We start from the raw sequence: 18,884 nt of genomic DNA, 5'->3' as shown, positions 1-18,884 counted from the left end.
CCCGTTCCCGCTCCCCTTTGTCCTTACCCTTTGTTGACCTTTCTTTGCAAAGGTCGGCCACAGGCCGATTGACGTCTATTTCTGATTTCTCGACAGGTTTCGCGAATGACCATGGCTGCGGCGATGCAAAGCCGGACGGCAGAAGCGCCAGCGCGGTCGAAAGCGAGCCGTATCGCGCAGGTCGACATCGTCACCGATCTCGACGCCGCCGAGGCGGTCTGGCGCAGCTTCGAGGAGCCCGGCCACCTCTTCACGCCCTATCAGCGCTTCGATCTGCTGAGCCCCTGGCAGCGGCTGGTCGGCACGCATGAAGGCGCACGCCCGTTCGTGGTGATCGCCCATGACGCCGATCACAATCCGCTGCTGCTGCTGCCGCTCTCGCTGCGCCAAAGCCACGGCGTGCGCACGGCCAGCTTCATGGGCGGCAAGCATACGACCTTCAACATGGGCCTGTGGGACGCCGCCTGCGCCGCGCAGACCAATGCCGCCGATCTCGAGGCGCTGATAATGCCGCTGCGCCAGCACATCGACGTGCTCGCGCTGACGCAGCAACCGCTGCGCTGGCACGACCAGCCGAACCCGTTCGCGCTGCTGCCGCGACAGAGCGCCATCAACGGCTGTCCGCGGCTGGTGATGGAGCCGGGCGGGCCGCCGGCATCGCGGATCAGCAATTCGCTTCGCCGCCGTCTCAAGAGCAAGGAAAAGAAGCTCCAGGCGCTCGCCGGCTATCGCTACCACCTGGCCACCACCGACGCCGACATCATCCGCCTGCTCGACTGGTTCTTTCGCGTCAAGCCGGTACGGATGGCGGAGCAGAAGCTCCCGAACGTCTTTGCCGAGCCCGGCGTCGAACAGTTCGTCCGCAGTGCCTGCCTTGCGCCGCGCGGCGAAGGCCGGGCCATCGACATCCATGCGCTCGAATGCGACGACGAGGTGATCGCGATCTTCGCCGGCGTCGCCGATGGCGAGCGCTTCTCGATGATGTTCAACACCTACACGATGTCCGAGCACGCCCGCTACAGTCCCGGCCTGATCCTGATGCGCTACATCATCGACCGCTACGGCGAGCGCGGCTACCGCTCGCTCGACCTCGGCATCGGCTCGGACGAGTACAAGCGGATGTTCTGCAAGGACGACGAAGACATCTTCGACAGTTTCGTCCCGCTGACCTCGCGCGGAACACTCGCCGCGATGGCGATGTCGTCGCTGAGCCGCGGCAAGCGGCTGGTGAAGCAGAACCAGATGCTGTTCGACCTGGCCCGCCGGCTGCGGCAGGCGTTCGGGTAACGGGCTAACAAATTGCGAAGCTATCTCTTACCTTCCCCTGGAGGGGGAGGGTCGGCTCGCATTGAGCGCAGCGAAATGTGAGACGGGGTGGGGTGACGGTCTCTCCGCATCCAACACTGCCTGAGTGGAGAGATCACCCCACCCCGCTCGCGCTTCGCGCGATCGACCCTCCCCCTCCAGGGGAGGGTAAGCCACACCTACGCCGCAACCACGCGCGGCGCTTCCGCTGCGTTCGATGGCTGCACCGGCTTGGTCAGCATCGTCACCTCGCTGAAGCCGACCGCTTTCAGCTGCTCGCACATCAACGTGCGCGCATCGCTCGCCATCGACGCATCGGGCACCACGACGGCGCGGGCATGCGCCGTCAGCAGCTCGGCCGGAAGATCAGAAGCGCTGCCGGCATCGATCAGCACGTGATCATAGGCGCGCAGCAGCGCGTCGATGGCGAGCGTCACCCGCGGCGATTGCAGCAGGCTGCGGTCGAAGCCGGGACGGCCGGCCATGACCAGATGCAGCCGCGACAGCTTGTCCCGGGTGATCACTTGCGCGAACGAGGCCTCGCCCTGCATCAGCTCGGCAAGGCCAGGCGCCGACGCATCGACGGACACCGCGGCGATCGTCGGCGAGGACGCGGCGAGATCGACCACCACGACACGCGCCTCGCGCGCCAGATGCCGTGCCAGCGTCAGCGTCGACAGCGTGATGGCTTCGCCCGGGGCGGTGCCGAGCACGGTGACCTTCTTCGCGGCCGCGCCGGCGGCGCGCAGGTCCTCGGCCAGACGTTCGATCTCGGTGAATTCGGTGACGACGGTATCGGCCGCCATCTCCGGCTGGAGCGGTGCGGGCTCCGCCACAGCGGGCTCGATGCCGGGATCGAGGGCCGGCTCGACCGCCGGTCGGACCGCCGGCGCTTGCCGCACCGGGGCCTGTGCCGGGAAAACCGCCGCCACCGCGCGCGGCGCGGTCTGGCGCAACAGCTCGCCGGTGACGACGACGCCGGACGACAGCAGCAGCGTCGCGATCGTCGCGATCAGCACGATCGGCAGCTTCTTCGGATAGGCCGGCGTGTTCGAGACGATGGCACGCGAGATGATGCGGCCGTCGGTCGGTGCGGTGTCGATGGTCTCGCGGGTGTTGGCCTCTCGGTACTTGGCGAGATAGGTCTCGAGCAGATCGCGCTGCGCCTTGGCCTCGCGCTCGAGCGCGCGGAGCTGGACGTCCTGGCCGTTGGTCGAGGCCGCCTGCTTCTTGAGCTGCTCCAGGCTCACGATCAGGCCGTCGACCCGGCCGCCGGCGATCCGCGCGTCGTTCTCCAGCGAGCGCGAGATCTTGCTGGCTTCGTCGCGGATCTGGGTGTCGAGATCGCCCAACTGGGCTTTCAATTCCTTGATGCGCGGATGGTTGCCGAGCAAGGTCGAGGATTGCTCGGCAAGCTGGGCACGCAGCGTCACGCGTTGCTCCGACAGCCGCCGCACCAGCTCGGAGTTCAGCACCTCCGAGGCCTCGATCGGCTTGCCGCTCTGCAGCATCTCCTTGATCAGCCGCGCCTTGGATTCCGCATCCGCCTTCATCGAGCGCGCATTGTTGAGCTGGGTGTTGACCTCGCCCATCTGCTGGTTCGACAACGTGGTGTTGTTGGTGCCGATGAACAGGCTCGACTTGGAACGGAAGTCCTCGACCCTTGCCTCGGCCTCGGACACCTTCTTGCGCAGATTCTCGATCTCCCCGGCGAGCCACTGGCTGGCGTTCTTGGCCTGGTCCTGGCGGACCGCCTGCTGCAGCACGAGATAGCCGTCGGCGATCGAGTTGGCGACGCGCGCCGCAAGCTCGGGATCGGCGGATTGGAATTCGACCACGATCACGCGCGACTTGTCGACGGCGTAGGCCTGCAGGCGTTCGTAATAGGCATCGAGCACGCGCTCTTCCGGCGTCATCGCGAACGGATCGCGGACGATACCAATCAGCGCGGCCAGCGACTTCAGCGGCGAGATGCCTTGCAGCACCGGATCGAACTCGGGACGCTCGGCAAGCTTGTTCTTCTTGATGATCTCGCGCGCGAGATCGCGCGACAGCACGAGCTGGACCTGGCTGGTGACGGCCTCGGCATCGAGCGCCTGGCGTTCCTCGGTGCGGTCGCTGTTCGGGCGCAGGAATACGTTCTCGCGGCCGTCGATCAGGATGCGCGATTCGGACTTGTAACGCGGCGTGACGAGACTGACGGCGGCAATCGAGGCGACGAGCGCCAGCACCGTCGGCACGACGATCCAGCCACGCTTGCGCGCCAACGCCGCGCCGAGCGCGTGCAGGTCGATGTCGCCGGATTCGACTTGCGCCTGCTTCGTGACGATGGGCGCAGGCGCTGCTTCAATCCTTGGCTCGGCCTTGACTTCAGCCTTCTCGGTCTTGTCGGCCTTGGGCGCGACGTCGGCCTTGGGCTTCGACACGGCCCGCGCGACCACCGCCTTGTCCTTGCCGGCACGCCAGAACGCTAAACGCATCGAACACTCCCGCAGGGGCAACGCCACCAAGCTACCTCAACCGGGGCGATTACACTCCATTAAGGTTGCCGCTGGGTTAATCGCGGCGTCGGCGACGGCCGCACGCGCGCTCGTCACCGTTTGTTAACCACGAGGGCTCTTAATCCGTCTCGATATTTCCAAGGAATTGTTCGGCATTCGCCGTCGAGCGCTGGTTTTGATACATGCCCCCCTCTCCTGACCGGCCGCTTCGTATTCTCCACGCCGTGCGCGCTCCGGTCGGCGGCATCTTCCGCCACATCCTCGACGTCGCCAACGGCCAGGTCGACCGCGGCCATCATGTCGGCATTCTCGCCGACAGCCTCACCGGCGGCGAGCGTGCCGACAAGGCCCTTGCCGAGCTCGCGCCGCGGCTGAAGCTCGGCGTGCACCGGCTCGCGATCCGCCGTGAACCCTCGCCGGACGACGTGCTGGTGTGGCTTCGCATGCGGCGCCTGATCGCCACGCTGAAGCCCGACGTCATGCACGGCCACGGCGCCAAGGCCGGCGCCTTCATCCGGATGCGGCGCCGCTCCGACGACACCATCCGCATCTACACGCCACATGGCGGCTCGCTGCATTACCCCCTCAACACCCTCAAGGGCGAATTCTACGCGCGGCTGGAGCGCGCGCTGATGGATTCGACCGACCTGTTCCTGTTCGAGAGCGCGTTCGCCCGCGACACCTATCAACGCATCGTCGGCACCCCAAAGGGCGTGGTGCGTTGCGTCTTCAACGGCGTCACCCCCGAGGAGTTCGAGCCTGTCGTGACCGCCGAGGATGCCACCGACCTCTGCTATGTCGGCGAGTTCAGGCACATCAAGGGTGCGGATCTGCTGGTCGATGCCGTGGCGCGCCTGCACGAGACCGGCAAGAAGGTCACCTTGACGCTCGGCGGCGACGGCGAGGAAACGGCGGCGCTGAAGGCGCAGGTGGAGACGCTCGGCCTCACCCACGCGATCCGTTTCATCGGCCACGTCAAGGCGCGCTACGGCTTCTCCAAGGGGCGGCTCCTCGTCGTCCCCTCGCGCGGCGATTCCATGCCCTATGTCGTGATTGAAGCGGGCGCTGCCGGCATCCCGATGATCGCGTCCAGAATCGGCGGCATCCCCGAGATCTTCGGCACCGACAGCCCCGCTCTGTTCGCGCCCAGCAATCCCGAGGCCATGGCGGAAGCGATCGCGGCGGCGCTGAACGATCCGCAGACCACCGCGCAGCGCGCCGTCACCTTGCGCGAGCGCATCTCCGCGCATTTCTCGCAAACCGCGATGGTCGACGGCGTGCTCGCCGGCTATCGCGACGCATTTACCGACCATTAACCATTCTTAAGCGCCGCTTTAGAGAATCTTCCGATTTGTTCGATAATCGAAGGTCCAGGGGATGCTCGCCCGGGCGCTCGACGCCGTGCCGCGGGCTTTGGAATGGACGTGGACGCCCGTGGAACCGCTCAACGCACGCTCGATGCTCGACGCCGCGGCCAGCGCTGCGGCGAAGCCCGCTGACCCATCTTTCGTCGAGCGCCGGCGCCGGCTCTCGCCCGCAGCGCTCGAAGTCGTCAACCAGAAGGTCGCCCGCGCCTATTCGCCGATTGTGATCGCCGGCTTCGTCCGCCTCGCCGACTTCACGCTGCTGTGCCTCGTCGGCATCGCGCTCTATGTCGGTTATGTGATGCCGCTCTCCGGCTTCAGCTGGCTCTATCCGGCCGAGGTCGTCGCCGTCGCGGTCGCCGCCGTGGTCTGCTTCCAGGCCGCCGACATCTATCAGGTCCAGCTGTTCCGGGGGCAGCTCCGGCAGATGACGCGGATGATCTCGTCCTGGTCGTTCGTCTTCCTGCTCTTCATCGGCATCTCCTTCTTCGCCAAGTACGGCAGCGAAATCTCGCGATTGTGGCTGGCCGCCTTCTACGTCCTCGGGCTCGCCGCGCTGATCGCCGAGCGCCTGCTGCTGCGCTCGCTGGTGCGCGGCTGGGCGCGCCAGGGCCGGCTCGATCGCCGCACCATCATTGTCGGCTCCGACAGCAACGGCGAGCAGCTGGTCGAAGCGCTGAAGGCGCAGGAGGATTCCGACATCCACGTCCTCGGCGTGTTCGACGACCGCAACGACAGCCGCGCGCTCGACACCTGCGCCGGGGCGCGCAAGCTGGGCAAGGTCGACGACATCGTCGAGTTCGCCCGCCGCACCCGCGTCGATCTCGTGCTGTTCGCGCTGCCGATCTCGGCGGAGACGCGCATCCTGGAGATGCTGAAGAAGCTCTGGGTGCTGCCGGTCGACATCCGCCTCTCCGCGCACACCAACAAGCTGCGCTTCCGGCCGCGCTCCTATTCCTATCTCGGCGAGGTGCCGACGCTCGACGTGTTCGAGGCGCCGATCACCGATTGGGACCTGGTGGTGAAATGGCTGTTCGACCGCGTCGTCGGCAGCCTCGCGCTGCTCGCGGCGCTGCCGGTGATGGGCCTCGTCGCGCTCGCGGTGAAGCTCGACAGCCCGGGACCGGTGCTGTTCCGCCAGAAGCGCTTCGGCTTCAACAACGAGCGCATCGACGTCTACAAGTTCCGCTCGATGTACCACCACCAGGCCGATCCGACCGCCTCCAAGGTCGTGACCAAGAACGATCCGCGCGTCACCCGCGTCGGCCGCTTCATCCGCAAGACCAGCCTCGACGAGCTGCCGCAGCTCTTCAACGTGGTGTTCGCAGGCAATCTCTCCCTGGTCGGCCCGCGCCCCCACGCGGTGCAGGGCAAGCTGCAGAGCCGGCTGTTCGACGAGGCCGTCGACGGCTATTTCGCCCGCCACCGCGTCAAGCCGGGCATCACCGGCTGGGCCCAGATCAACGGCTGGCGCGGCGAGATCGACAACGAAGAGAAGATTCAGAAGCGCGTCGAGTTCGACCTCTATTACATCGAGAACTGGTCGGTGCTGTTCGACCTCTACATTCTCCTGAAGACGCCGATCTCGCTGCTGACCAAGAACGAGAACGCGTATTGAGTTTGCTACCCCCGAGCCACTCTGTCATCGCCCGGCTTGACCGGGCGATCCAGTAATCACCGGCAGTGGGAACTGCTACGAACGGCTCGGGATGCCCCGCCTTCGCGGAGCATGACAGCGGAAGTTGTGGCGTACGAGTTGCGTAAGCGTATGAGCATGTGATGGCGTATGCGGCGACAGCCGATGGAGTGAAACTGTCCGCACCGGCCGCGCCCGGCGTGCTGGCGCTGCAGCGCGCGCTGGTGTGGCTGGTCGGCGCCTCCGGCGCGGTCGTCTTCATCGAGCCGAGCCCCTACGAGATCGTGACGCTGCTCGCCGCCGTCACGTTCTTCGCCACCGGCCTTCGCTTGCGGCTCGCGCTGATGCCGCTGATCGCGCTGCTGGTCCTGCTCAATGTCGGCTACACGATCAGCGCGATCCCGCTGTTCGACAAATCCGAGGTGGTGACCTGGATCGCGACGTCCTGGTATATGGCGGTGACCGTCGCGTTCTTCGCCATGGTGATGTCCGAAGACACCGCAGCCCGGCTCGACATGCTCCGCCGCGGGCTCGTGGTCGGCGCGATGGTGGCTTCGCTCCTCGCGGTCGCCGGCTATTTCCACCTCGTGCCTGGCGGCAACGACCTCCTCACGCTCTACGGGCGCGCGCGCGGCACGTTCAAGGACCCGAACGTGCTCGGCGCGTTCCTGATCCTGCCGGCGCTGTTTGCGCTGCAGAGCGTGGTTTCGGACAAGCTGGCCAAGGCGTTCCGCAACGTCATCGCCTTCGGCATCATGTCGCTGGCGATCCTGCTCGCCTTCTCGCGCGCCGCCTGGGGCGGCCTGGTGCTGACCTCGGCCTTCATGCTGGCGCTGATGGTGCTGACCGGCCGCACCAACGCGCAACGATCGCGCATCATCATCATGGCGATCGTGGCCGCGGTGCTAGGGCTGGCGCTGATCGCGGTGCTGCTGTCATTCGACGCCACCGCCGAGATGTTCAAGCAGCGCGCTAGCTTCGGCCAGAGCTATGACGAAGGCCGCTTCGGCCGGTTCGGCCGTCACATCCTCGGTGCGGAGATGGCGCTCGGCCTGCCGTTCGGCATCGGTCCCTTGCAATTCCACCGCTTTTTTCCCGAGGACACCCACAACTCCTATCTCAACGCCTTCATGTCCGGCGGCTGGCTGTCCGGCGTGTGCTATCCCGCGCTGGTCTTCACTACCGTGATCATGGGGTTCCGCCACGTCATCGTGCGGGTACCCTGGCAGCGCGCCTATCTCGCGGTGTTCTCCGCCTTCCTCGGCACCGTCGGCGAAAGCTTCGTGATCGACACCGATCACTGGCGGCACTTCTGGATGATGCTGGGCGCGATGTGGGGCATGATCGCGGCCGCACAGATCTACAAGATCAGGGCTGGCGAGGATGCTTCTTCAGCTTGAGCGCGGGCCGCTTTTCCGGCGGCGTGTCGAGCAGACCCTTCAGCGCCTCCGTCGCCGCGAGCACGCCCTTGTAGCCCTCATTGGCGAAACGCAGCAGCAGGCGCAATTCCTCGTCTGAGTAAGCCGCCAATACCTTTTCCATCGCCTGCTGCATCGGCACGTAGAACTGGCCGATCTTCATCGCCGCCTCCGGCACGACGGCGATGAAGACCTTGCGGCGATCTTTGTCGTCGCGCTCGCGGCGCACCAGACCGGCCTTCTCGAGCCGATCGACCACACCGGTGATGGCGCCGGTCGTCAGGCCCGTGACGTCGGCGAGCCTGCCTGCGGTGACGCGGCCCTCGAGATAGAGGATGTCCATGCATTCGAGATCGGAATTGGCAATTCCGGCAACGTTGGCAACGGTTTGCCCGTAGAGCACGCCCTGCGCGGACGACCGGCGCATCGCCTCCTCGAGCTCCTGCAACAGCGCCGCGCGCGCCTTCGTCCTTGACAAGGTCGGCCTCATATCTTAGGCGGTATATATCTTAGTCACTAAGAGATTTAGTGGCCGTAATTTCTCCTAGCACCATGGAAACGTCGGGAGCAAGCCATGTCCTATCGTCCCCGCAAGGCGCTGATCATCGGCGCCGGTATTGCCGGGCCCGTGGCCGCGATCCTGCTGCGGCGCGCCGGCATCGAATCCGCGATCTACGAGGCTTGGCCCTATTCGAAGGGCATCGGCGGAGGCCTTCAGATCGCGCCGAACGGCATGCAGGTGATGGACGAGATCGGGTTGGCGAACGAGCTGACCAGCCGCGGCTCGGTTGCCGAGGCCTTCGACTTCTATTCTCAAGGCGGCCAGAAGCTTGGCTCGATCAACCGCGACATGGCGCGGCGCTTCGGCCAGCCGGCCGTCAACATTTCCCGTGCGACGCTGAACGAGATCCTGATCGACAAGGCCTGGTGCGCTTGCGTCTCGCTCTATTTCGAGAAGCGCCTGATCAAGATCGAGGATCGCGGCGACCAGCCGATCATCGCCTACTTTGCCGACGGCACCACCGCCGAAGGTGACTTCCTGATCGGCGCCGACGGCGTCCATTCCGTCACGCGCCGCCAGGTCGTGCCGGATGGGCCGCAGCCGTTCGACACCGGCCTGATCGGCTTTGGCGGCTTCGTCCCGCACGCTGTCCTCGACGGCCGGTCGATCGGCCGCCACGTCGAGACCACCTTCGGCCAGAGCGGCTTCTTCGGCTACGGCTATTGCAGTCCGGATCCGAACGACGGCGTGATGTGGTGGAGCACCCAGCCCGCGCGCGGCATGGACGCGGCAATGTTTCGCGCGCTCGACCACGCGACGTTGAAACAGCACCTGCGCGGCTTCCATCGCGGCTGGCACGATCCGATCCCCGCGATCATCGAGGCCGCCGAGAACATCGTGGTCACCGACACGCTCGACGTCGCGACCTTGCCGGCCTGGTCACGCAAGCGCTCGCTGCTGATCGGGGACGCCGCGCACGCGACCAGCCCGCATGCCGGCCAGGGCGCCTCGCTGGCGCTGGAAGATGCGATGCGGCTCGCCCGCCTGATGAAGGAGGGCCAGGAGCTCGGCGCCACCTTCCAGGCCTTCGAAGTCGAGCGCCGCCCGCGCACGGAAAAGATCGTCGCCATCGCTCGTCGAAACGGCAACAACAAGCGCGAGTTCAGCGCCACCGGCGCGTGGGTCAGGAATCAGATGCTGAAATGGCTGCTGCCGCTCGGAGCCAAAGGTATGGATTTCATGTACGCCTATGATGCGCGGGCGGTGTAGCAGCACGATTGGTGCCGCAGGGTGGGCAAAGGCGCAGCGCGCCGTGCCCACGACCTCTCTATGATTGCGAAAGAACGTGGGCACGCTGCGCTTTGCCCACCCTACGAGAGCTACGAGAGTCGACCTAGCCTTCCACCTCGAACCTCAGCCCGGCGTGATCGACCAGCCGCTTGATCAGCTTGTGCTGCATCGCCGCGCCAGGCGTCCAGAAGCCGGCCGGAACATCGGTCGCATCGCGCAGCAGGCAGATCGCGCATTCGGAGATCATCTTGGAGGTCGAGCCGTAGCCGGGATCGCGGTCGCCGGTGACGCCGGCACGGACCATGCGGCCGTCGGGGGCGATCGCGACATAGAGCAGGTTGAACAGGCCGTTCTCGCGCTCCTCCTTCGAGGGCCCCTCGCCCGGCTTCGGCGCGTTCGGGCCGGTCTTCTCGGCGTTGACGGCCATGACGCGCTTGGCGTTAGCCTCGCCCTTCTCGCCGGGACCGGCCAAAACCATCTCGTCGTAGACGAAGTCCTGGCCGTAGGGAAAGCCCATCAGCATGTTGGAGCGATGGACGTTGCGGGTGTTGATCAGGGCCATCATGAACGGCGCGGCCCAGGATTGCAGATCCTCCTCGAAGACTGCCCTGTTGCCCTTGGGCTGCTTGGGGCCGGTGAACCCCGGCGTCAGAGCGAAATGGTCGTTGAGGATGGCGACGAGGCTGAGGTCCTTGGCGACGGCGTCGAAGGTCGCCTTCGCGCTCGCCGCGGTGCCACCCGACAGCGTGCCGCGCATGTCGCGCACGCGGCCCTTCACGCGCGAGGCCGGCGCGCCGAACACGCGCTTGGCCTCCTCCTGCACGAAGAAGGTGCCGAGCTCGAACGGCACGGAATCATAGCCGCAGGAGAACACGATGCGCGCGCCGCTCGCCTTTGCCGCCACCTCGTACTTGTCGATCATCTGCCGCATCCAGACCGGCTCGCCGCAGAGATCGAAGTAGTCCACGCCCGCAGCGACACAGGCAGCTAACAGATCCTCGCCGTAGAATTGGTAGGGGCCGACCGTCGTGATCACCGACTTGGTCTGCGCCACCATCGCCTTCAGCGACGCCGCGTCCGACGCATCCGCCACGATCAGCGGCGTATCGGCGGGCGCGCCGATGGCCTCGCGCACCGATTTCAGCTTGTCCAGGCTGCGGCCGGCCATCGCCCATGCCAGGGACTTGTCGTCCTTGTAATGCGCCGCCAGATATTCGGCGACCAGCTGGCCGGTGAAACCGGTCGCACCGTAGACGACGATGTCGAATTTCGCAGAGCTCATGCTCGTCCCTTACTTTTTCGCGTAACTCACGCCCATGCCGGCGCGGACGTCACTTTGAATGCCATAGGGCGGGATCGGATAGCGCAGGCCGTTCTTCGCCAGCGCCTTCATGCCCTCGATCGCCTTGGCGAGATGCGCGGGCTTCAAGGCCATCAGCATCTCCTCGTCCGGCACGCCGCCATAGCGCCGTTCGGCATAGCATGGCAAGGACAGGCTGGGCTCCCCGGTCTTGAGCGCCCGCCCCCAGGAATCGGCGCACGCGGTCTCGCCGACCACGCCCCATTCGAACTTCTTGTAGCCGGTATATTGCAGCCCGTTGATCAGGATGATCATCTGCCCCGGCGTTGCATAGACGAGGCAGATGTCGGGCGGATCGAGCCGGCCGCTCGCGAGCGGGCTGACGGCGAGCGCCTGGTATTGGCCGAACGGAACCACGTCCAGCGCCTCCTGGCGCTTGCGCGCGTCCTCCGCCGTGCCGTGCCAGACCCCGACGTAGTTTTCGCCGGCGAGCCATTTGTCATCCTGCGGGCTAAGCCCGATCACCGCGCGGCACTGGGCACCGACGAGATCGTCGGCGGTGATGCCGACGGTCCAGCCCAGCCGCGCCGCCATGCTGACGATCTGGTCGGTGGTGTGGACCGCGTTCGGCCGCCGGATTTTCGGGATCGCCTCCATCTCCGCCGTTTGCGCGAACAGCTTCATGCCGATCACAGTCGTCTTCAGCCGCAGCAGGCTGTTGAGATCGGCAACGAGGCCGGCAAGATCGATGCTGTCTGCACTGTGCTGTTGCATGGCTTCCTCCGGCCGCAGCGATCGTGCGCCGCGTGTTCTTGTTGTGCGGTCTCGTTCTAGTCCTTCGCGGGTCCCGGAAGCAACTCGCCGGTCCTGCCCATCAGACGGTAGGCGACGAGGCCGATCCACTCGCGGACGGCCACTTCGGTCCGTCGCAGTCCGTCCGCTGCCATGTTGGTGAAGGAGAACAGATCGTCACGTCCGCCCATCCGCCAGTCGACCGGATAGGCCTCGACGTTAAAGCCGGCCTTGCGGAAGATTCCGATCGAGCGCGGCATGTGGAAGGCCGACGTCACCAGAAGCCAGCGCTCGCCCGGCTTCGGCGTCACCAGCTGCTTCGTGAAGACCGCGTTCTCCCAGGTGTTCCGCGAATTGCGCTCGAGGATCAGACGCTCTTTCGCGATGCCCAGGTTCTCCAGGATCGGCGCGGAATAGTCGGCTTCCCTGGCATCCTTGGAGACGAGGTTCGCGCTCCCTCCGGTAAACACGATGCGCGCCTTCGGATAGCGTCGCGCGAGTTCGGCCGGCGCGAACAGACGATCGGCGGCGTGCGCGACGACGGGCGTGCGGTGCGCCGCCGACAGATCGGTGTCGACCGAGCCGCCGAGCACGATGATGCCGTCGGGCGCCCCGCGCGAGGCGTCCCACGCCGGAAAGCGCGATTCCAGCGGATAGATCAGGAGATTGCCGAGCGGCGAGAACGCCGCCAGCGCCAGCAGCACCAGCGTGGTCACGGCCAGCCTGCGGCCGAGCGCGGCATAGCGCGTCGCCATCAGCACCAGCGAGACGATGCCGAGCTCGACCAGAAGGTTGATCGGCAGCAGCGCGGTACCGATTGTCTTGGACAGAACGAAAAACAGGGGAGCCTCGCGGGAATGAGCTGGCCGGTCTGCGCGGGGCTTGACCTGCCCGGCGATCTTCAGACAGCTTCTTGAAAGAGGATCGATCGCCCGGTCAAGCCCGGCCTGATCACAGCGAGCGGACGCGGCAAATGACCCATCACCACCTGCATTCCAGCCCCAAGACCTGCCATTGGGGTTTCTTCGAAGCCGCGCTGAAGCCCGTCCTCACCATCGCGAGCGGCGACGAGGTGACGGTCGACACCATCAGCGGCGGTCCGGACATGCTGCCCGACCGGGACAAGTTTCACATTCCGCCCGAAATGTTCGAGGTTCATGCCAGCAACGAGCGCATGCTGCCCGGCCACATTCTCACCGGCCCGATCGCGGTCGAGGGCGCCGAGCCAGGCGACGTGCTCGCGGTCGAGATCCTCGACGTCCAGCTCCGGCAGGATTGGGGTTGGAACATGATCAAGCCGCTGGCCGGCACCCTGCCCGACGATTTCCACGAGACGCGTATCCTGAACATCCCGCTCGACCGTACCAGGATGACCGGCCGCATGCCGTGGGGCCTCGACCTGCCGCTCAAGCCGTTCTTCGGCGTGATGGGCGTATCGCCGCCGCCAGCCTGGGGACGGATCTCCTCGCTGATCCCGCGCGCCATGGGCGGCAACCTCGACAACAAGGAGCTAGGTGCGGGCGCAACGCTCTATCTGCCGGTGTTCGTGCCCGGCGCGATGTTCTCCTGCGGCGACGGCCACGGCGTGCAGGGCGACGGCGAGGTCTGCGTCACCGCGATCGAGACCGCGCTGCAGGGCCGCTTCCGCCTGACGCTGCGCAAGGATCTCAGGTTGGACTATCCGCGCGCCGAGACGGCGACCCACTACATGACCATGGCGATGGACCCCGACCTCGACCAATGCGTGGTGCGCGCGCTGCGGGACATGATCGCGCTGCTCGGCGAGAGACGAAACCTGTCGCGCGAGGATGCCTACACGCTGTGCAGCCTCGCCGCCGACCTCAGGGTGACCCAGACCGTCAACGGCGCCAAGGGCATCCATTGCATGATCGAAAAGGCCATCGTGCACGGCTGAGCCAAGCAGCCCTTCCTCGACCTGTTGAAGCCCCGACGCCGCCCGACCTGTCGCGCGGCGCACTGCGTCGTGAGTAATTTCCGGAGCGATTCCAATATGCTGGGCGTCAAGCAAAGCCTGCATTTGACTTCCACCCCTGAACCTAAATAGAGTCTTAATCGTTACTTTTATGTACCCGAGTAAGAGGCTAGCGTTCGGGCCATGGCCACCGAAAAAGCCGAGACTGACCGCATTCCCGTAACCCTGGCGCTCTCGACCATCACCTACCTGGAGAAGCTGGTGAGACAGGGCACCCACGGCACCAGCGTTCCCGGCGTCGCTCGTACCTTGATCGAGGAAGGCATCCGTCTCGCCATCAAGGACGGACTTCTGTCGATCCGCGACAATGGCAGGACCTGAGCGCGCTCGGAGCGTGAGGCGGACGGATCTCGAGGCGGCTGGCCGGCACCTGCAACCTGGGACCGTTTACAAATGCCTGTTCTCTCACCCACTTGGACCGACGAACGCATCGAGCTTCTGAAGCGACACTTCGAGGCCGGCCTCTCCTGCCGCGAGATCGCCGCCGATATCGGCGTCAGCCGCAATGCCGTGATCGGCAAGCTGTCCCGCCTCAACCTGACGCGCGGCCGCACCGGTGATGAGCGCAAGGTTCAGGACAGAGGCGCGGCGCGCGCGAAGGCCGTGCCGCGGCTGCAATATCAGATGCTCGCCACGATCTATGGCGACACCGACGCTCCCGTCGCCACCGGGCCGATCGACGAAGCCAATCGCTGCTCGCTGCTGGAGCTGACCGAGAACCGCTGTCGCTGGCCGATCTCGACGCCGGGCGCCGAGGATTTCTGCTTCTGCGGCAATTCCGCGCCGGACGGCCAGCCCTATTGCGCCGGCCACAGCCGCCTCGCCTACAGGCCGCCTGTGCGCGCCCGCGCGATACGCAGCTGACATTGCGCCCATCGCGACAACAAAAAACCTCCGGCGGGGCATCGCCGGAGGTTTCTGGAGGCTTAGCATCAAGCTAAGAGCCGCAACTTTCGTATTTGGCTGAGAGGAATATAGCTTAGTAACTCAAGTAAGTAAATAAGTTTGATGCCATTGAATCGCATGGCTCGCCTTCGCGTTCCGCAGCGGCCATTCGATTTTCCGAAACCATTGCCCATGAAGAAACCCCGGCGGTTTCCCGCCGGGGTTCTCCGATCGATTGGCGCGATCGATGATCAGAAGTTCCGCTGAGCGCGCAGCAGCATGCTCACCGAGTTCTGGTCCTTCAGCTCGTACACGGCCGCCGGCTTCGCAGCCGAGGCAATGCCCGGGCTGTTGATTGCGCCCGAGTACTTCTGGTCCAGACGGGACCAGCTCAAGTCGGCAGTGAACGCCAGGCCCTTGACCGGGGTCCACACGGTGTTGACACCGACCACCGCGAAGTTGAAATCCGGATTACAGGTCGAACCGGCCACGGCGATCGCAGCGAAGTTGGTGCAGATCAGGCCCTTGCCCGTCGTACCGTACCTCAGCTGGGCATAACCACCGTACACTCCGCTCGCCCAGTTCGGGCTCCAGTTGTGGGTGTAGCCACCGCGGAAGCCCCAGGTCTTGACGGTGTCGATGCCGGTAGCCGTTCCAAACACGCCGTCAGCCAAGCCGGCGAACCCGGTGCTCTGATAGGCGCCGCTGCTGCTGCCGCTGAACATGAAGAAGCTCTGCGGGAACAGGCTCTGGAAGTTGTAGCGAGTCGCACCGTCGGTGTAGACGGCCTGCAGGTTGATAACGTCACCTGCACCGGTCGGGATGTTCTTGATCGACAAGGCACCCGCCACGGCCCAGCCCCACTTGTCGGAGGGATGACCGGTGGTTTCATTCGCGCCATAATAGGCCGTATGGAGCTCATGCGCGGCGACCGACAGCTGAGCCAGACCCCAGGCCTGGTCGACGCGAACCTGACCGATGATGTCGGGCGAACGCGTGCCGCCCCAGGCGTTGGCACCATAGACGCCGGTTACGAACTGCGCCGCCGTACCCGACGACACGTTCCAGAGGTTCGACTGACCATTGTTCGCCGAAGTCTCGTCCTGCAGCGCGAACGAAGCAGTAATGCCCTGGCCGAAGTCAGCCGTGTAGGCAACCTGGTTCACGCCGTTGACGTGGTTGAGCCGCCCGGAATGGTATCGGGGCCGCCCGCCATATAGCTCTGCCAGGGAGCGTCGAAGATCGAGACGGTGCGACCGAAGGTGAAACCGGCGAACTGGATGAACGCGTGGTAGAGAGCGAGCGAAGCCGCACTGGTCGAGACCGATGACGGGCTGCTGCCGGTGACGTTCGTGGAGTCGTAGCTGACGACCAGGTCGGCGTAGGTGCGAACAACGCCGTATTCGGTCGCAGTGCGGGTATCGACGTTGAAGTCCAGACGAGCGCGGCTGTAGTAGTAGTTGGTCAGACGGTTGTTCGACCCGCCGTTCACGCTGCCCGAGCTGTTCGCGAAGCCATAGTCGCCGCCGCCGCCGAGGATCATGTCGGCGCGGATGTAACCACCCAGCTTGATGCAGGTGTCGGTGCCCGGCATGTAGTAGAATCCGGCGCCGTAGAGCGAGCAGATGCGCACGTATTCGACCGCCTTGGCCTTCACGGGCAGATCAGCCGCCTGAGCTCCACCGGCGGCGATCAGTCCCGCCGCAGTGCCGAGCAAAAGGCTCTTCACCATTCTCATTTAAAACCTCCAAGTTGCTCATTTTACGGAGACTGGACCGTGAGGCCCCCCAGATCCCCGTCTCTCCAAATCCGCCCGGCCACTTTGCGCTTTCGGACACACTCGCTTTCGGCGCGAGGGACGTGAGCGAACCACCTGCAACGGGACGATCGAGTACCCCCCACCGCCACGAGCAACATATCTGCGCCAAACAACTACTCAAAATACTTTATCTAGTAAGCTTTGTGGTTTCACTAACTGTGTGCCCGGCGCGCAACACTCGAGGGCCCGGCCGATCTGCTGAGCTGGTCATATTTGTAATTTTCGTGACGAAATTACCCTGCTCTGCACTTGCGTCAGGGCAGGCTTGCGTGGACTATGGCCTTCCACGAACACCGGCCTGAATGATCGGTTCACGGGAGTGACGCTGTGTCCGCGACGAGGAAAGAAGGAGCGCGCCTGCGCTCGACCGGCAATCTGGATATCATCAGGCGCTTCACCTGGGAGATCTCGTCGATCAACATGTATCTGGAGGAGTTGCGTCAGTTCTGGGCGAAGACGCTCGGCATCAGCGGCCCGCAATGGCTGATTCTGATGGCCATCTCCGACCTCGACAAGGACGACGGCATCCCGGTCAACGTCGTCTCCAAGCTCCTCCACGTCGATCCGTCCTTCGTCACCACTCAGTCCAAGCTGCTCGAGAAGAAGGGCCTGTTGCGCCGTCGTCCCTCGCCGACCGATGCCCGCGTGGTGCGGTTGTCGCTGGCCGAGAAGACGCAGAAGCACATCGCAAGCCTCAACGAGCAATACAAGACGATCCGCGAATTCGTCTTCCAGGAGTTCGACGAGGACGAGCTGACGGAATTCACCGGCAAGCTCGCGACACTGAAGAATCGCCTCGAGAAGGCCTGCGTCCGGATCTCCCTCGACTTCTAGCCTTGAGGCGCTCAGATCCGCCGGGCGGCGGCGCCGAGCCGCGATTCGAGCCAATCGAAGATGTATTCGTTGGCGAGGCTCGGATTGTCCGCATGGGACTGCGCCGCGCCGGTCTCGGCCGCAGTGAACACCTTCAACGCCACGTTCGAGCTGCCGAGCCGGGAGCTCTGGACGATTTGACGCGCCCGGTCGGCCTTGAGCCAGCCGTCCTCGCCGAGCGTGATCAGCACCGGGCAGTCGGCGCTGGAGGCCATCAGCGGCGCATGCGGCACCGGCACGATGCTGACGTCACTCAGCGCGAATCGGCTGGCAAAGAAGGCCCGCTCGTGCAGGTCCCACAGGCCGCCGTCGCAGACCGCGGCGGCAAACCGCGGCTCCTGCAGCACCGCGCGCGCCACGAAGGAAGAGCCCCAGCCATCGGCGATGATGCCGACGCGCGCGAAATCGATGTCGCTGCGCGCCTCCAGATAGTCCATGACGCAGGGGATCGCGCTCTCGAGATCGCGGCGCCGCAACAGCGCCTCGATGTAATCGTCGCGCTGCTCGCCGAACAGATCCAGCGCAAGCAGCGAGAATCCGCGCTCGCGCGCGTGCGGCACGAGCTTGAACAGGAATTCTTCCTTGCGGTGGCCGGGCTCGCCGATGCAGATCACAGTCGGCGCCCGCAGGCTGCCCGAGGGCGCGGGGACGAAATAGCCCTGCAGCGCATGTCCCTCGAGCCAGGGAATGGTCACGACCTCGCCCGCCGGGCTGCGCGCCGAAAGGTAGCGGCGCGCGCATTCCTGCATCGCGAGCACGGCGACCCAGCGGCGCTCGTCGTCCGGCTCCAGCGGCATCGCCGCCGCGCCATAATAGTTCATGGCCCGCAGCCAGTTGCGCTGTGCGCTCGCCATGTGGCCTTCCGCGAAGGCGGCCTCGGCGCGGTGCCGGTTGGCTTGGGCGAGCTTCTTCCACTCCCGATGCCAGGAGCCGTCGTCGCCCCGCTTCAGCTGCCGCGCGATCATCAGGCATTCGGCGATGGTGGCGCCGCCTTCCTGGGCCGCGGTCAGCAGCCGCGTGAACTCAGCGGAGATGTCCTCTCGCTCCGGGCAAAGGGTCCAGTCGTCGGAGAGGCATGCGGGCATCATCGGGAGCTACGCTCTATCATCGCGCTATCCCTGACTTACTAAACCATTTCAGTCCGCCGACCAAGCAGTCGGTGCACCGAATGAGCGCCGCTGGAGATCACCATCGCTTGAACGAATG

Annotated in this window: 15 protein-coding genes and 1 pseudogene; 9 read left to right on the top strand and 7 right to left on the bottom strand. The window is 65.3% G+C overall.

The features are described from left to right. Positions 1-105: 105 nt before the first annotated feature. Complete coding sequence (locus tag WI560_RS13705) at positions 106-1,287, top strand: GNAT family N-acetyltransferase (protein WP_375308422.1); 1,182 nt, start codon at positions 106-108, stop codon at positions 1,285-1,287. Positions 1,288-1,484: 197 nt separating this feature from the next. Here the strand turns inward: WI560_RS13705 and WI560_RS13700 are convergent, their stop codons facing one another. Next, entirely contained in the window at positions 1,485-3,785 is a 2,301-nt protein-coding gene (locus tag WI560_RS13700) for a GumC family protein (RefSeq protein ID WP_375308421.1), read from the bottom strand. 203 nt (positions 3,786-3,988) lie between these two features. On the opposite strand from WI560_RS13700, the gene WI560_RS13695 reads away from it, so the two are divergent. The 3 genes from WI560_RS13695 (at position 3,989) to WI560_RS13685 (ending at position 8,206) form a co-directional block, all read left to right on the top strand. Beyond that, positions 3,989-5,122: a glycosyltransferase family 4 protein gene (locus WI560_RS13695; RefSeq protein WP_375308420.1), complete on the top strand. Its 1,134-nt coding sequence runs from the start codon at positions 3,989-3,991 to the stop codon at positions 5,120-5,122. Between the two features lie 118 nt (positions 5,123-5,240). Next, the gene (locus WI560_RS13690; protein WP_375308419.1) at positions 5,241-6,788 is read left to right on the top strand and encodes an undecaprenyl-phosphate glucose phosphotransferase; all 1,548 of its coding nucleotides are present in this window, start codon (positions 5,241-5,243) and stop codon (positions 6,786-6,788) included. A 161-nt stretch (positions 6,789-6,949) separates the two neighbouring features. Then, a complete protein-coding gene (locus tag WI560_RS13685; protein WP_375308418.1) occupies positions 6,950-8,206 on the top strand; it encodes an O-antigen ligase family protein in 1,257 nt (418 codons plus the stop codon). On the opposite strand, the gene WI560_RS13680 is transcribed toward WI560_RS13685, so the two are convergent. After that, positions 8,175-8,651: a MarR family transcriptional regulator gene (locus WI560_RS13680; RefSeq protein ID WP_375308834.1), complete on the bottom strand. Its 477-nt coding sequence runs from the start codon at positions 8,649-8,651 to the stop codon at positions 8,175-8,177. The genes WI560_RS13685 and WI560_RS13680 overlap by 32 nt on opposite strands. 147 nt (positions 8,652-8,798) lie before the next feature. On the opposite strand from WI560_RS13680, the gene WI560_RS13675 reads away from it, so the two are divergent. Beyond that, positions 8,799-9,995 carry an FAD-dependent monooxygenase gene (locus WI560_RS13675; RefSeq protein WP_375308417.1) on the top strand — a complete coding sequence of 399 codons (1,197 nt, stop codon included), beginning with the start codon at positions 8,799-8,801 and terminating at the stop codon, positions 9,993-9,995. Between the two features lie 124 nt (positions 9,996-10,119). Here the strand turns inward: WI560_RS13675 and WI560_RS13670 are convergent, their stop codons facing one another. The 3 genes from WI560_RS13670 to WI560_RS13660 are packed head-to-tail and all read right to left on the bottom strand — an operon-like array spanning position 10,120 to position 12,914. Further along, complete coding sequence (locus WI560_RS13670) at positions 10,120-11,298, bottom strand: saccharopine dehydrogenase family protein (protein ID WP_375308416.1); 1,179 nt, start codon at positions 11,296-11,298, stop codon at positions 10,120-10,122. Between the two features lie 9 nt (positions 11,299-11,307). Next, complete coding sequence (locus tag WI560_RS13665) at positions 11,308-12,090, bottom strand: DUF169 domain-containing protein (RefSeq protein WP_257180077.1); 783 nt, start codon at positions 12,088-12,090, stop codon at positions 11,308-11,310. A gap of 56 nt (positions 12,091-12,146) precedes the next feature. Further along, the gene (locus WI560_RS13660) at positions 12,147-12,914 is read right to left on the bottom strand and encodes a YdcF family protein (RefSeq protein WP_375308833.1); all 768 of its coding nucleotides are present in this window, start codon (positions 12,912-12,914) and stop codon (positions 12,147-12,149) included. A 167-nt stretch (positions 12,915-13,081) separates the two neighbouring features. On the opposite strand from WI560_RS13660, the gene WI560_RS13655 reads away from it, so the two are divergent. The 3 genes from WI560_RS13655 to WI560_RS13645 all read left to right on the top strand — a co-directional run bounded on the left by WI560_RS13655 (position 13,082) and on the right by WI560_RS13645 (position 14,965). After that, complete coding sequence (locus WI560_RS13655) at positions 13,082-14,023, top strand: acetamidase/formamidase family protein (protein WP_375308415.1); 942 nt, start codon at positions 13,082-13,084, stop codon at positions 14,021-14,023. Between the two features lie 201 nt (positions 14,024-14,224). Further along, entirely contained in the window at positions 14,225-14,422 is a 198-nt protein-coding gene (locus WI560_RS13650) for a hypothetical protein (RefSeq protein WP_007603456.1), read from the top strand. 72 nt (positions 14,423-14,494) lie between these two features. Continuing rightward, on the top strand, positions 14,495-14,965 hold the full coding sequence (locus WI560_RS13645; RefSeq protein ID WP_375308414.1) for a GcrA family cell cycle regulator: 471 nt from the start codon (positions 14,495-14,497) through the stop codon (positions 14,963-14,965). A 272-nt stretch (positions 14,966-15,237) separates the two neighbouring features. Here WI560_RS13645 and WI560_RS13640 read toward each other — a convergent pair. Next, positions 15,238-16,724, bottom strand: a pseudogene (locus WI560_RS13640) (porin). A 408-nt stretch (positions 16,725-17,132) separates the two neighbouring features. Between WI560_RS13640 and WI560_RS13635 the strand changes: the two are divergent. Then, positions 17,133-17,639, top strand: a complete 507-nt coding sequence (locus WI560_RS13635; protein WP_028136009.1) for a MarR family winged helix-turn-helix transcriptional regulator — start codon at positions 17,133-17,135, stop codon at positions 17,637-17,639. Between the two features lie 11 nt (positions 17,640-17,650). Here WI560_RS13635 and WI560_RS13630 read toward each other — a convergent pair whose 3' ends face one another. Continuing rightward, a complete protein-coding gene (locus WI560_RS13630; protein ID WP_257195038.1) occupies positions 17,651-18,766 on the bottom strand; it encodes a S9 family peptidase in 1,116 nt (371 codons plus the stop codon). Between the last annotated feature and the right edge of the window lie 118 nt (positions 18,767-18,884).

This window comes from Bradyrhizobium sp. A11 (genome assembly GCF_042077125.1).
GTDB lineage: Bacteria > Pseudomonadota > Alphaproteobacteria > Rhizobiales > Xanthobacteraceae > Bradyrhizobium > Bradyrhizobium japonicum_B.
The sequence above is the reverse complement of the archived record's forward strand: the minus strand, read 5'-3'. Positions and strand labels throughout refer to the sequence as shown.

What these genes read in the sequence shown, in the direction of transcription:
- WI560_RS13680 (WP_375308834.1), bottom strand. Translation starts at nt 8,651, where the DNA reads ATGCGCCGGTCGTCCGCGCAGGGCGTGCTCTACGGGCAAACCGTTGCC.
- WI560_RS13670 (WP_375308416.1), bottom strand. Translation starts at nt 11,298, where the DNA reads ATGAGCTCTGCGAAATTCGACATCGTCGTCTACGGTGCGACCGGTTTC.
- WI560_RS13650 (WP_007603456.1), top strand. Translation starts at nt 14,225, where the DNA reads ATGGCCACCGAAAAAGCCGAGACTGACCGCATTCCCGTAACCCTGGCG.
- WI560_RS13665 (WP_257180077.1), bottom strand. Translation starts at nt 12,090, where the DNA reads ATGCAACAGCACAGTGCAGACAGCATCGATCTTGCCGGCCTCGTTGCC.
- WI560_RS13685 (WP_375308418.1), top strand. Translation starts at nt 6,950, where the DNA reads ATGGCGTATGCGGCGACAGCCGATGGAGTGAAACTGTCCGCACCGGCC.
- WI560_RS13705 (WP_375308422.1), top strand. Translation starts at nt 106, where the DNA reads ATGACCATGGCTGCGGCGATGCAAAGCCGGACGGCAGAAGCGCCAGCG.
- WI560_RS13695 (WP_375308420.1), top strand. Translation starts at nt 3,989, where the DNA reads ATGCCCCCCTCTCCTGACCGGCCGCTTCGTATTCTCCACGCCGTGCGC.
- WI560_RS13675 (WP_375308417.1), top strand. Translation starts at nt 8,799, where the DNA reads ATGTCCTATCGTCCCCGCAAGGCGCTGATCATCGGCGCCGGTATTGCC.
- WI560_RS13645 (WP_375308414.1), top strand. Translation starts at nt 14,495, where the DNA reads ATGCCTGTTCTCTCACCCACTTGGACCGACGAACGCATCGAGCTTCTG.
- WI560_RS13655 (WP_375308415.1), top strand. Translation starts at nt 13,082, where the DNA reads ATGACCCATCACCACCTGCATTCCAGCCCCAAGACCTGCCATTGGGGT.
- WI560_RS13630 (WP_257195038.1), bottom strand. Translation starts at nt 18,766, where the DNA reads ATGATGCCCGCATGCCTCTCCGACGACTGGACCCTTTGCCCGGAGCGA.
- WI560_RS13700 (WP_375308421.1), bottom strand. Translation starts at nt 3,785, where the DNA reads ATGCGTTTAGCGTTCTGGCGTGCCGGCAAGGACAAGGCGGTGGTCGCG.